The organism is Paenibacillus allorhizoplanae (assembly GCF_927798215.1).
Lineage (GTDB): Bacteria > Bacillota > Bacilli > Paenibacillales > NBRC-103111 > Paenibacillus_E > Paenibacillus_E allorhizoplanae.
On sequence record NZ_CAKMMW010000014.1, the window covers coordinates 146,709 to 159,896 of the forward strand.

Genomic DNA, 13,188 nt, shown 5'->3' on the forward strand with positions numbered 1-13,188 from the left:
TCATGATTTATTCAGAAACAGCAAAGCTCTTTTTAAATGTATTGATTGCGTCAACCAATGCTTTATCGTTATCCGCAGTAATATCTTTCGTATCACGAATGCTATTCAGAACTTCAGGACGGTTAGATTCCAAGAAAGCCAAGAATTGTGCTTCGAAACGCGTTACGTCTTGAACTGGAATATCATCCACATGACCTTTGACAACCGTGTATAGGGAAGCAACTTGCTTCTCCAAAGACATTGGTTGGTGAACGCCTTGTTTCAAGATTTCAAGCGTACGAACCCCACGATCCAAACGAGCTTTAGTCGCTCTATCCAAATCGGATCCGAATGCGGCAAATGCTGCAAGCTCACGATATTGTGCCAAGTCTACACGTAGTGTACCTGCAACTTTTTTCATCGCTTTCGTTTGAGCGGAGCCCCCTACACGGGATACAGAGTTACCAACGTTAACCGCTGGACGCTGACCGGAGTAGAACAAATCGGATTCCAAGAAGATTTGACCATCGGTGATGGAAATTACGTTGGTTGGAATGTAAGCTGAGATGTCGCCTGCTTGTGTCTCGATGAATGGAAGCGCCGTAATGGAACCGCCGCCAAGCTCATCGTTCAATTTCGCAGCACGCTCTAGCAAACGGGAGTGCAAGTAGAATACATCCCCTGGATAAGCTTCACGACCTGGTGGACGACGAAGCAAGAGGGACAACTCACGGTATGCGGCAGCTTGTTTGGACAAGTCATCGTATACGATAAGAACGTGCTCGCCTTTGTACATGAAGTACTCAGCCATAGCACAACCGGAGTATGGAGCTAACCATAGCATCGGTGAAGGCTCAGAAGCGGAAGCTGTTACTACGATTGTGTAGTCAAGCGCACCAGCAGCACGAAGCGTTTCAACAACACCTACAACTGTGGATTGTTTTTGACCAATTGCAACGTAGATACATTTAACGCCATTGCCTTTTTGGTTGATGATCGCGTCGATCGCAATCGCCGTTTTACCTGTTTGACGGTCACCAATAATCAACTCACGTTGACCACGGCCAACTGGTACCATAGCGTCAATCGCTTTAATACCTGTTTGCATTGGTTCATGTACGGATTTACGAGCCATTACGCCTGGAGCCATGTTCTCTACAGGGCGGAATGCAGTTGTGTTGATTGGACCTCTGCCATCGACAGGTTGACCCAAGGAGTTAACTACACGACCTAGAAGTTCTTCACCAACTGGAACCTCCATGATACGGCCTGTACGTTTAACTTGGTCTCCCTCACGAATATCACGGTAAGGTCCAAGAATAACGATACCTACGTTGCTTTCCTCAAGGTTAAAAGCATAGCCTAGTACGCCGCTCGGGAACTCAAGCAGCTCGCCTGCCATAACGTTTTCCAAGCCGTGAGCACGAGCAATACCGTCACCTACTTGAATGACTGTACCTACATCAACTACTTGGATATCGGAATTATAGTTTTCGATCTGTTGTTTAATCAATAAGCTGATTTCTTCAGGTTTGATACTCAACGAACTTCACCCCTATTCTTACAGTGGTTATATTAAACTAACGCTTTGGCCAAACGATCAAGTTTGCCTGCCAAGCTTCCATCATATAAACGATCTCCGATACGCACTTGAATGCCGCCGAGCAGCTTAGGCTCAACTACAGACGAAACACGGATCGTTTTACCAGTTACTTTACTGAAATGTGAAGCTATCTCAGCTTGTTGTGCATCCGAAAGTACGTATGCAGAGTATACAGTCGCACTCGCTTGACCAAGCGCTTCATTCGCAACTTTGGCATAATCGTTCGCCAACGCTGAAACAATGGACTGTCTACCTTTATCAATCAAGACAAGCAGCGTGTTCCACACCGGTTCGGAAACTTTGCCTTCGAAAATCTGCTTCAGCAGGTCCGTTTTAGCGGTATTCCCGATGTTCGGATGGTTCAGGAACTTCTGCAAGTCTGCATTATCCCTAATCGCACTAGCTACAGATTTAAGCTCATCTTCAACTTGGGAAATAATATTCTTTTCCTTCGCTACTTCGAATAAAGCTTTGGCATAACGCTTCGCTACGACGATGTCACTCATACGTTGCCTCCTACCTCTTTGAGGTAATGCTCAACAAGTTCTTCTTGTGACTTTTCGTCGATTTGTTTCTCAATAATTTTGGATGCGATCAGAACGGACATCGCGCCAACTTGGCTGCGAAGAGCGGCAACCGCTTTGTTCTTTTCGTTTTCGATATCTTTCAAAGCTTCGTCTTTCAGACGTGAAGCTTCTGCACTAGCAGCATGAATAATATCATCTGCTTGCTTGGAACCAGTATGCTTCGCTTGCTCAATAATATCGTAAGCTTCCTTACGAGTTTGTTGCAGCGCTTGCTTTTGTTCCTCTAACAATTGATCAGCTTGCTTACGGCTTGCTTCAGCTGTTTGTATTTGATCTTTCACCAATTGTCTGCGTTTTTCCATCATGCCAAACAGAGGACCGAACGCAAATTTGGAAAGCAACACATACAGAATCAAAAACGCGATAAGTTGTATAAAAAATGTGGACCATTCAATATGCAAGTAACGTCACTCCCTTCTGATAACGTGGGCAAAACGAAGGCGTGGTGGCGACTACGGCCATCAACGCCAAACGATTTCTTAAGCTTTTCCCATAAAGATGAACGCAAGAACCAATGCAACGACCGGCATTGCCTCAACTAGACCTACCCCGATAAACATTGTTGTTTGAAGCGTACCACGAAGTTCTGGTTGACGGGAAATACCTTCCAAAGCACGACCTACGATCAAACCGTTACCAATACCTGCACCTAGTGCTCCCAAACCGAATACGATACCTGCTGCTACTAATGCTATTGCTCCCATTGATAAAATCCTCCCTTAAACTCTTAGGTTTTTGTTGTTTTTTATAAGTGACTCGAGACTTCCCGAGGTAAGTCTAATGCTTAATGCTTTTCTTCATGAATCAATGTTTGTGAGATATAAACCATGGTCAACATCGTGAATACGAAGGCTTGAATCGCACCTACGAACACACTGAAGCCCTGCCATACGAAGAGAGGCGCAATTCCAAACCAACCTGCTCCAACAATGACAGATATCATGATTTCACCTGCATAAATGTTACCGTAAAGACGGAACGCAAGCGTAAGTGGCTTGGATACAACTTCAATTAAATGAAGGATCAACATTGCCCCTTTGAACTCAAAGTAATGCGCGAAGTAATGCTTTGTGTTACGCGTTATCCCTAAGTAGTGACTTATTACGATAACGATAATTGTTAAGGCTCCTGTAACTGCGATATCAGCTGTTGGTGATTTCCACCAAGATACGTGATCTTCCGTTACGATTGAGAAAGGAAGGCCGAGCATGTTGCCGATAAAGATATACATGATGAGCGTAAGACCAAGTGCAATAAATCCTTTGCCATGCTTGGAACCGATCGTGCTTCCAATAATGCCTTCTACAAACTCAATCGTCCATTCCATGAAGTTTTGAAGTTTCGAAGGATTTGTTACGGATGCTCGGCTAGCGCCTGCAATTGCAAGAATAAGCACGATAACTGTGGTAATCCCGATCATCATTAATGCTGATGCATCGAAATGAATGCCTAACCACTCAAACTCTGGTACCTTATGTTCCATATTTTCCATTTTCACCCCTTTCATCCGTGGAAGTTACATCGTGGAATTACTTCTTAGACTTCTTAATAGAAAGAATACCCAGTACGAGTGTTGCCAATTGAGCAAAAAAGTATCCAACAATCGTCGTGGTTAATGCAACATGTTCGGGATACCTGACGGCAATCAAACCGACAAACCCCGCGATTGCTGCCCTTGTCAGAAAGCCAAGGGTTACCTTGCGCCCTGACTGCTCTATCGCAGCTGCTGCCAGCTTGTTAATCTTCCAAGCTAAGAACCTTGCATTGATCATACTCGCACAAGCTCCAAGCATTATCCCCGCAACGTAAATCCGGTAATCGACAAGAAGCGCCCATGCAGCCAAACAAAAGGATAAAAAGAAAAGAAATACATTTTGAACCGTTTTCAGAGTGGCTGAAAAGTCGTCCATCATAGCCCTCCGTACCGCTTAATCATGAAGTAAATGCTCATGATGCCGGTTACAAGCCCAAGTAAAAACCCGACTAACAACCAGATCTGTCCGCCTAGTGCGCCACTCAACCAATCGCCGAAGAAATATCCGGCTGCCAAACATACGACAAGGTCTATGCCAATTGCACTAGTTAACGCTACTGCCCGCCAAGGATTATCATTGGAATTTGGCCGTTTCATTGCACCCTCCTGGGTGTTTTCCACATGGGAAAACGCGTCTCGTAGCTCATCCGCTACGAATCCTCATTCATTGTATCGAAGCCATGCTAAGTTTGTCAATTGACGGAACTTCATTTGTCACATCTCACAAAACTCCTTAGAGCCTTGCGGCTCTAGGGTTTGCGCTTTTTCAAACCGAACAGTCCAACTGTACGCTGTAGCGTTTGTCATGATTTTGTCACGGTTAGAAAGATTCCGGGCGTTCAGTAGTCCTACCGAAGTGATGAAGAATCGCCTGAACAATGCGTTCAGACGCTTTTCCGTCTCCGTAAGGGTTCGCAGCTTGGCTCATTTTATTGTACTGTTCTGGATCTGTCAGTAGCGCGCGCGCACGTGTGTAGACCACTTCTTCATCCGTTCCAACTAGCTCTAAAGTCCCTGCTTGGATGCCTTCTGGACGCTCTGTTGTATCGCGAAGGACAAGAGCTGGAACTCCGAAGGTCGGCGCCTCTTCTTGAAGGCCGCCAGAATCTGTAAGAATCATATACGTATACGGATAGAAATTATGCAGTTCGAAAACGTCAAGCGGGTCAATCAGTTTGATGCGTGGATGATTGCCTAGAATTTCATGGGCAGGCTCGAGAACCACCGGATTCGGATGAACCGGGTAAACAATCGCAATATCGTCAAACTCATCAGCGATACGTTTCACGGCACGGAATATTTGGCGATGCGGCTCACCTTGAGCTTCCCGGCGATGAGCCGTCATCAAGATCAACTTGCGGCCTGCTGCCCATTCCAACACCGGATGATTAAACTTCTCCTGCACCGTGTACTTAAATACATCGATGGCTGTATTTCCTGTCACATAAATCTGAGACTCTGATTTATTTTCTTTACGAAGGTTGTCCGCTGATTGCTGCGTAGGTGCAAAGTGAAGATCAGCGATAACGCCTGTTAATTGGCGGTTCATTTCCTCTGGATATGGCGACAATTTGTTCCACGTACGAAGACCCGCTTCCACGTGTCCTACTTGAATCTGCTGCATGAAGGCTGCATAGCTGGCAAGGAACGTTGTTAGTGTGTCCCCATGCACAAGAATCAGATCGGGCTTCGCTTCTTGGAACACAGGCTCCAAGCCTTGCAGCACGCGCATCGTAATCTCATTCAGTGTTTGGCGATCCTTCATAACGTTAAGATCAAAGTTCGGTGTGATTTTGAAAATATCAAGCACTTGGTCCAACATCTGACGATGTTGTGCGGTTACGCATACCAGAGACTCAATCTGCTCAGGATGCTTCTCCAACTCGAGAATGAGCGGAGCCATTTTGATAGCTTCAGGTCTTGTTCCGAAGATCGTAATCACTTTTAAACGTTTCATCGGTTTCTTCTCCCCTTAAAGCTTTCCGTAGGAAAGCTATCTTCGTAAGCATGAGCTTAGTTTTCTTACAGGAAAACTGACTTCGTAAGCTTTACTTTTGTTCAAAAAAATTAGTCCGTGCCATACAAACGATCTCCAGCATCCCCGAGACCTGGCACAATGTAGCCATGATCATTCAAATGATCATCAACCGCTGCGACGTAGATATCGACGTCTGGATGTTCTTTTTGTACAGAAGCTACGCCCTCAGGTGCTGCAATGAGACACATTAGCTTAATACGTGAACAGCCTCTGCTTTTCAGCACGTCAATTGCTGCATTGGCAGATCCACCTGTTGCAAGCATAGGATCAATAACGAGCAAGTCCCGCTCCAATACATCGGTAGGCAGCTTCACATAGTACTCAACAGGTTGAAGCGTATCCGGATCGCGATAGAGACCAACATGTCCTACTTTTGCAGCCGGCATCAGCTTTAACACACCGTCAACCATACCTAAACCCGCTCGCAAAATAGGGATCAGCCCTAACATTCTACCTGAGATAACTTGGCAATCTGCTGTTGTAACCGGCGTTTTCACTTGCACTTGCTGTAGTGGCAAATCTCTTGTAATTTCATACACCATTAATGTAGCAACTTCATCGACAAGCGCTCTAAAATCCTTCGTTGTCGTGTTCTCATCCCGAATATAAGTAAGCTTATGCTGGATAAGCGGATGATCGCAAATATGTACTTTACCCATATGTTCCTCCTAATTAAGCTTATAGGTCAGGCAAACCTCGTCCATTATATCATATGTTATCCAACTTATCTGCTGTAGAACCGCCATTTCTCTTGATCACTTCTACAGCGAAGCAGCGTGGTTTTCCTGCGGATATAAAATCATAACAAAAAACCCTCCCGAACCGCACTTTCCAATCGGAAAATGGGCTCAGACAAGGGTTTGCATGTGAGGTTTAGCTGGCGTTAACCAGCAACAATTGAACGCCGGTCAGCCCGCAGCTGACCAAACAATAGCGATCCGTCCATATCTTGTCGGCACCTGCATCGACCCAACCGATTTTATCGGTGAAGCTGGTGGGTCCGACAAAGGTGACTTCCCCTTTTAGATGATGATGAGGTCCAAATGTATTGCGCCCGCTGGTTAGCAGCTCGATTTGGAGCTGTACCTGCTCGCCCGCTATTTCATCTGTTATGTCCAGCTGCTGGGCTCCCCATAGAATCGTATGGGTGGTGGTTCCACCATTCACTGTGATGCTCATAGCTGGACAGCGCATAGCATCCCACTGAAGGACGAGCCTACAGTTATTGTTGCGAATATGTTGCAACACTTGCTTGGGTAAGGTAATCGTTCGGTCTGCAGTCACTCGTCCCGAGTAGAACACCAATCCCTGCGTCGTGACATCTGTCAACTGGAGCTGCTTCGGCAATGTGGTCAATGTGAACGGACCTTCCGTCCACAACGCGTCGCGCTCTGCCTGCTCCCAGCCGCCAGATGGTTTCACAGCGAAGGGCCCAAGCACATAAATGCTTTCGACTTCAACATCGAATAAGAGCTTATTGCGAATCGGGGCCAAATTGGCGCCTGCCACGCCGAAGAACCGATAGACATCAACGTTACAATAAAAGGATCCCGACATGCGGATACGATTACGACCCTCCCGCACAAATTCGCCAATCCTCAGCATTGGGAAGCTGCGGTCTCCGCCAAACCAGCCGTCAGCATCCTCCGCATGGACAGGCTGTCCATTGATCGCCAGCTCCCAATGCTCAGGACGCTCGACAGCAAGCTTCCACAGTGAACGATCCGTCTGCCGCATCAGCTCAGCATCCGTCTCGAAAGTGAACTCCAGCTCAATGTGAACGGGGTGCTGCATCGCGATGCACTGCTCTTGGATGTTCAGCACATAAGTAGGAGCTGACCACTCCCCTCCATCCAAGCGATAGATGGCATAGTCCAGTGTCAGGACATTAGGTGCTGACAACTGGTAGTCCCACGGAGCATCGATGTTCGCTTCAACTGCTGAGAATGACTTCTCATTCGGTGAAGGTGTTGCTCCCTGATGCGGTTGTCCGAATGGGGCTAGTCCCGTCTTCGCAGCCTCGCCATCCCAAACGACGAAGAGCTTCGAATCGCCTGGAGCCAGCTTCACGCTCAATGACAACAAACGTGCATCAGATTCGGCCTTTTCCCCTTTTTCCAAATCCATCTCCATCCATACTCGCCGATCAGACGCAGGAATCTCCAACTCGATCATCTCGGTATGACCCGTATGCACAGCATAAAGTAACGTCACACCTGGCAATCGCCGTTCCTGCACATAGAGCTTTCGCAATGCTTCCTGCGAGGTGCCCTCCACTGGAAGCCAATCCTGGCGCACTTGCACATGCTCTCGCACGTTCCTTAAATCCACAACGCGAACCACGTTCTCGCTCAAAAACCACGATGTCAGTTCTTCACAACGTTCACCATTCAAGTAAGCTGGTGCTTCGCCCACCAAAATGATCTTGCCCCCGGCTCCTGCGAATGATTTCAGCAAGGCTAAGCTTGAAGCCTGCAACGTCAGCACATCGCTCACGATCACCGTGTCGTATGCCTGCTCCCCAATTTGCAAAACGCTGCCCAGAACGCTGCCGTAACGCTCCATCAACGCCTCGTCCCCGTAATCGAAATCACGCTGAAGCGCTAATAGTCCATGGGCTAACTCATCCATTCGGTCCTGCATGCGCTCTACAGCACTACTATCCTTCACGCTTTGCAGGAGCCAAGCTGATCGCATCGGATGCAGCACAAGAATCCCTGGAGCCGCCTTCCCGAGCGTCAACAAATACGTAAGCCTCGCAAAGTAATCATTAAACTGACTGTACACGTTCCACCACGGTTGCTGAATGTAAAGCGAAGGCGGATAATCCCGCTTCCGAACCCCACGAATCGAGTAGGATTGCAGATGAGGGCATAGTCGGTTCACACCTAGGACAAACTGCCACTCCGCGATGCGCTTCATCTCGCGAAAGCTCAAGTTCCAACCACAGCAACCGAAGGTTTCTGTAATCACGAACGGTTTACCCAACTGCCGCGCTACCGAGGCAGCCTGCTTAGGCAGCAACGTACTACGCGGCGTCCGCCCCAGCATATCAATACCCGGCATATGCATCCGTTCATACAGCGGCATCACGCCGGCCGTATACTGCATCTGGTCCATGAGAGTGTCTTCCCCCATGAAATGACCTGTCAGCTGCCAACCATGCGCATCACACCAGTCAGCTACTAATCGAACTGACGTTCGGAATCGTTCACTTACTAGATGCCAGAACTGATAGCGTGCGCGATATGCCGCATCCTTCATAGACTCATCCGCTTCTGTTAGCAGCCAACCGATCGCGTTCGCAATCGAATCCCCATAACGTACAGAGTACTCTTGTGCGAAGTCAACAGACCACGGAACACCTGAGAACTTAAACTCATCGGTGAAAATGCCCGGCATTCCTCCTTCACCGAAACGGTCCCCCATACGCTGGAAATAAACATCGTGGCACGCCTGCAGGAAAGCCTCCATCGCATTTTCAGAAAGAATATCAATATAATAAGGATTTACGCGGCACATTACAGCCACTGCGACATCCCAGTCGTCCAGCACCACAGCCGCCTCTTGCACCCGCCATTGCTGTTCGTTCTCTCGACGAACAAGCAGGTACAGGAAGTCTGGATCCTGCCTAAGCGCTTCAACCTGTTGTCCAGCATCTACTCTTTCGACTCGGATACCCTCCAGCGACTTCTGCTGATAAGAAGCCCCCAATGCCGGCACAACACCATTCGCCGTACCACTAGGCCAACCGTTCTCATCGTAACACCAGGCTTCGAGCCCTTGAACCTTAGCCTCGTCTGCCGATATCTCAATCGCATCTAGAAACTCCTCACCCATATAGGGAGTAAGAAGCCCCTGTCTCGTATGCATGAAGAAGCCGCCTAACCCGGCTCGCTTCATTTCGCCAATTTGCCTGCGAAGCTCCTCGGGTTCCAGCTTATCGTTCCATGACCAGAATGGCGTGCTTCTATAGATAGCAGGTGGATTATGAAAAATCGATTCTTTAAATTGATCTCGAGCTCCCTTTGGTAACAAAGCAACTCTCTCCTCGTCAATCCCTCCAGCTTGCTGCGACAAACTTCTGTGGAGAGGTCCCGGTTATTTTTTTGAACAAGGTGCAAAAATACTTCTCATTATGAACGCCAACAGCCTCTGCCAGCTCTAAATTCGAATAATCACGCTTACGCAGCAGCTCGATGGCCCGCTCAATCCTGCGCTTGGAGACATAATCAGTGAAATTGATCCCTAATTCTTTCTTGAAAAGCTCACTCACATACGTCGGATTCAAATGAATATGCTCTGCTACAACGCCTAGGGAAATCGATTCCTTCAGGTGATCCTCAACGAAACGCATCGCCTTCACCATTTCGAGGCGCAAACCGCTCCCTTCTGCACGGGCGTGCAGCTTCTCCCACTCCATGCGCAGACGCTCCACCAGTTGATGCAGATGCGTACAGTCCGCAAATGTAACTACATCGGCTGTAACTTCATGATCAGCTGGTAGCATTCGCTGGCGAAGGCGTGCGCACCAGCCCTCGATATAACCTAGCAACTTGCTGGGAATAATCCGGTGGTTATGCAAAATATGCAGCAAAGGCGCAAGTGCTTCGCCTCCTGACGACTTCGCACTAGAGCGCTCGAGCGCTTGCTCGAAGCGTTCTGTGAGCTCGCGCCAGTCACTTTCGCTATAGCCTAGCCTGCGATTTGGCGTAATCACCGTGCCAAAGCTGGCGTAGAAGGTGTCGTCAAGCGCACCTTTGGCTTCCTCATAGGCCGCGGAAGCGGAACCCCAACCGTTGTACATCCGGCTCACACCCATCGAAACCGAGATCCGCAAATACGTTTTGATCGCATCACGGATACTTTCCCCAAGCTCGTAACAGTTCCGGTCGAACGACTGTTCGCTGCCTGCCCGAATCGTAGCCAGAGCAACGATGACGCCCTGCTGCAACTCACAAGCGAAGCAGCTCCCATTCTCTCGGAGCACTTCCTCGATAATATTTAACATGCCGTACTTGAGCATATTACGGTCCGCTGGTGAATACTCCGAGCAGAATACATCGTAATTATCAAAACGCACTGCAAAGCACCCATACTGCCGCGGCTCAAAGCTTGGCACTAGCTCCGCACTTCGGCGCTCCATAACAGGATCAGATACCTCTCCACGGAGCAGTTCTTCCAGCAGATGCTTGCGCAGACGATAGGAATTCTCCTTCACAGATCCGCTGAGGCTTTGTAGGCGCCGCTCCTTCTCCTCACGTGCGATCACGTTATCGCGCGCTTTGGACAAGGCCATGCGCACATCTTCTTCGCGCAGGGGCACCTTGACCAAATATTCAAACACACCCATGGCAATCGCTTGTTTGGCATAGGCGAAATCCGAGTAGGCGCTTAGGATGATGACTTCCACGCCAGGCAACCGCTCCCGCAGCTGACGAACGAGCTCAATCCCGTCCATGCCAGGCATCACGATATCCGTGATAATGAGATCAGGACGCAGTTCTGTAGACTTCTCCAGCGCTTCAGCGCCCGAATAAGCATGACCAACCAGCCGAAATGGCATCCGCCGCTCCGCCCACCGCCCGAAGTATGTCTCTAGTCGCTGCACCATCGGCGGCTCATCATCCACAATGAGGCAAGTCACCTCTCTCATTGCGCCTCCCCCCTTCCGCGTTCCTCAAGCTGATCCTGTGCTGTATCATCTGGGAATGTCAGTGTTACACATGTTCCACGACCTGGTTCACTCCATACGCTAAGCCCATAAGGCTCCCCGTAATTTAAACGTATGCGTTGATGAATGTTGTACAAGCCTATTCGTTTACGGTGATCAAAATTTCTCTCTACAGGATCCTCAAGTAATAGCTCAGTTGTCTTATCAGGTGTCATACCAATCCCTTGATCCTCAACTTCAACAATGAGTTTGCCATCACGACGGACGGCAGATAACCGTATAGCTCCTGACTTACGTCCACCTGCATAGCCATGGAAAATACTGTTCTCCACAATCGGTTGCAACGCCATCCGTAATACAGGAAGTTCTAAAGTAACTGGATCAATCTCCTCTATGAGCTCAAATTCACAGTCATATCGGATCTTTTGAATATACAAATAATCCTTCACATTCCGGAGTTCCTGCTCCAAGTTGACACGGTCAGAGAACTCCGTAATGCCGTATTCTAGAATCGAAATCAGTGCTTCAATGATGTTATCTACTTCATGATAGCGCCCAAATGCGACCACATTGGAGATTGAACCTAGCGTGTTGTATAGAAAATGCGGATTAATTTGAGACTGCAGCACTTGAATCTCTAACTCTTTCTTCTTGCGTTCGCCACGGTTCACATGCTCAATTAAGGTGCGAATCTGGCCTAGCATGTCGTCGAATGTTGCTGCCAGTTTGCCGAATTCATCACGGCGTGCGCTCGATATGCTAACGTTCAAATCTCCGTTACCGACTTGATTGATTTTACGAATCAGATAGTACACAGGCGTTCGAATCATGCGGGCTACGAAGCCAGCCGTCAACACACTAAGCAAGAAGCCCAACAGCAGCAGGCCTATGAAAAATGTCTCCATCCGCTTGAGCGAGGTTTGCAGCGTCGTTCCGTCATAGAAGGCAAAGACAATCCATTTGGTACGTGGATTAATGCTCTTCATAATCGTCACAGCAGTCCCGTTCATATGGTCAATAAAGACATCGTCCTTGGACTCGACAAGTTCCCGACCATCTCGGTCATCAAAGTGCAAACGATGATCGACAATACTGAACAGGCGACTGCCCGCTGGCTCCAGAATGACACGTCCCTCTTTGTCCATAATGCCTAACTGCAAATCGTTGCTACCGCCGCCAATTTTCTGCAATCGCTCCTGCATCGCGGTTAGATTCAGATCCACAGCCACGGCCATGGGTTCGCCCGCTATGGTAATCGCTTTGGTGAAAGTGACTGTCCAACCGGAGAAGAAATTCTGATACGGCTGGCTAACCGTCACGGCCCCGTAGGCGTTACTGTAGGCCATTTTATATAGCGGATCCCGATCATCTCTAGGGTCGTTAATGACCTTGGTTACAGGATTTCCGCCCAGTATGGACAAATCCTTGCGAATCACGTACACGTCCGTCAGCATGACCGAGTTCTCCCGATAGGCATTCTCCAGGGCAGCTTGCGCAGCCGTCAGATCATTACGCCACGAAGCCGCTGAAGTGGAGAGTTGGCCGATCGTATTTTGCACAAGAAGAAAGTATAGATCGATATATTCCTCTTCCTTATGCAGCAACTGTGTCGCTTGGTTGAGCTGACTCGAAGTAATTTCGTTCTTAATGTAACGGTAGGATAAACCGCTTAGAATAGCCTCCGAGCTGAGCACGAAGACGAAACAGACCAAAAACAGTCGGAATGATATGTTATGAAACCATTTCTTGATCCAATCTCGCATGTGCGCACCC

12 protein-coding genes are annotated in these 13,188 nt (G+C 48.4%); all 12 read right to left on the bottom strand.

Translation table 11 applies throughout. The features are described from left to right. Positions 1-7: 7 nt before the first annotated feature. Positions 8-1,522, bottom strand: a complete 1,515-nt coding sequence (gene atpA / locus L6I86_RS21805; RefSeq protein ID WP_236290477.1) for a F0F1 ATP synthase subunit alpha — start codon at positions 1,520-1,522, stop codon at positions 8-10. Between the two features lie 32 nt (positions 1,523-1,554). Then, positions 1,555-2,088, bottom strand: coding sequence for a F0F1 ATP synthase subunit delta (locus tag L6I86_RS21810; protein WP_056611679.1), 534 nt, complete (start codon positions 2,086-2,088; stop codon positions 1,555-1,557). Next, the gene (gene atpF / locus L6I86_RS21815; protein WP_236290479.1) at positions 2,085-2,570 is read right to left on the bottom strand and encodes a F0F1 ATP synthase subunit B; all 486 of its coding nucleotides are present in this window, start codon (positions 2,568-2,570) and stop codon (positions 2,085-2,087) included. The genes L6I86_RS21810 and atpF overlap by 4 nt, the downstream gene beginning before the upstream one ends. A 78-nt stretch (positions 2,571-2,648) precedes the next feature. Then, positions 2,649-2,873, bottom strand: a complete 225-nt coding sequence (gene atpE, locus L6I86_RS21820) for a F0F1 ATP synthase subunit C (RefSeq protein WP_028556930.1) — start codon at positions 2,871-2,873, stop codon at positions 2,649-2,651. 80 nt (positions 2,874-2,953) lie between these two features. After that, positions 2,954-3,652 carry a F0F1 ATP synthase subunit A gene (atpB, locus tag L6I86_RS21825; protein ID WP_236290481.1) on the bottom strand — a complete coding sequence of 233 codons (699 nt, stop codon included), beginning with the start codon at positions 3,650-3,652 and terminating at the stop codon, positions 2,954-2,956. 46 nt (positions 3,653-3,698) lie between these two features. Continuing rightward, positions 3,699-4,079 (bottom strand): ATP synthase subunit I, encoded by a 381-nt coding sequence (locus L6I86_RS21830; protein ID WP_056611685.1) that lies wholly within the window; start codon positions 4,077-4,079, stop codon positions 3,699-3,701. Beyond that, positions 4,079-4,300: an AtpZ/AtpI family protein gene (locus L6I86_RS21835; RefSeq protein ID WP_056611689.1), complete on the bottom strand. Its 222-nt coding sequence runs from the start codon at positions 4,298-4,300 to the stop codon at positions 4,079-4,081. Before L6I86_RS21835 ends, L6I86_RS21830 begins: the two co-directional genes overlap by 1 nt. Positions 4,301-4,523: 223 nt before the next feature. Further along, a complete protein-coding gene (wecB, locus tag L6I86_RS21840) occupies positions 4,524-5,660 on the bottom strand; it encodes a non-hydrolyzing UDP-N-acetylglucosamine 2-epimerase (protein WP_236290484.1) in 1,137 nt (378 codons plus the stop codon). A gap of 110 nt (positions 5,661-5,770) precedes the next feature. Then, entirely contained in the window at positions 5,771-6,400 is a 630-nt protein-coding gene (upp, locus tag L6I86_RS21845) for a uracil phosphoribosyltransferase (protein ID WP_056611696.1), read from the bottom strand. Between the two features lie 214 nt (positions 6,401-6,614). Further along, the gene (locus tag L6I86_RS21850) at positions 6,615-9,779 is read right to left on the bottom strand and encodes a glycosyl hydrolase (RefSeq protein WP_236290485.1); all 3,165 of its coding nucleotides are present in this window, start codon (positions 9,777-9,779) and stop codon (positions 6,615-6,617) included. A gap of 16 nt (positions 9,780-9,795) precedes the next feature. After that, entirely contained in the window at positions 9,796-11,397 is a 1,602-nt protein-coding gene (locus L6I86_RS21855) for a response regulator (protein ID WP_236290487.1), read from the bottom strand. After that, positions 11,394-13,178, bottom strand: coding sequence for a cache domain-containing sensor histidine kinase (locus tag L6I86_RS21860; protein WP_236290489.1), 1,785 nt, complete (start codon positions 13,176-13,178; stop codon positions 11,394-11,396). The genes L6I86_RS21855 and L6I86_RS21860 overlap by 4 nt, the downstream gene beginning before the upstream one ends. Between the last annotated feature and the right edge of the window lie 10 nt (positions 13,179-13,188).

Excerpts from the sequence above, each read along its gene's own strand:
- L6I86_RS21810 (WP_056611679.1), bottom strand. The coding sequence starts at position 2,088 with ATGAGTGACATCGTCGTAGCGAAGCGTTATGCCAAAGCTTTATTCGAA.
- atpE (WP_028556930.1), bottom strand. The coding sequence starts at position 2,873 with ATGGGAGCAATAGCATTAGTAGCAGCAGGTATCGTATTCGGTTTGGGA.
- atpB (WP_236290481.1), bottom strand. The coding sequence starts at position 3,652 with ATGGAACATAAGGTACCAGAGTTTGAGTGGTTAGGCATTCATTTCGAT.
- L6I86_RS21830 (WP_056611685.1), bottom strand. The coding sequence starts at position 4,079 with ATGGACGACTTTTCAGCCACTCTGAAAACGGTTCAAAATGTATTTCTT.
- L6I86_RS21835 (WP_056611689.1), bottom strand. The coding sequence starts at position 4,300 with ATGAAACGGCCAAATTCCAATGATAATCCTTGGCGGGCAGTAGCGTTA.
- wecB (WP_236290484.1), bottom strand. The coding sequence starts at position 5,660 with ATGAAACGTTTAAAAGTGATTACGATCTTCGGAACAAGACCTGAAGCT.
- upp (WP_056611696.1), bottom strand. The coding sequence starts at position 6,400 with ATGGGTAAAGTACATATTTGCGATCATCCGCTTATCCAGCATAAGCTT.
- L6I86_RS21855 (WP_236290487.1), bottom strand. The coding sequence starts at position 11,397 with ATGAGAGAGGTGACTTGCCTCATTGTGGATGATGAGCCGCCGATGGTG.
- L6I86_RS21860 (WP_236290489.1), bottom strand. The coding sequence starts at position 13,178 with ATGCGAGATTGGATCAAGAAATGGTTTCATAACATATCATTCCGACTG.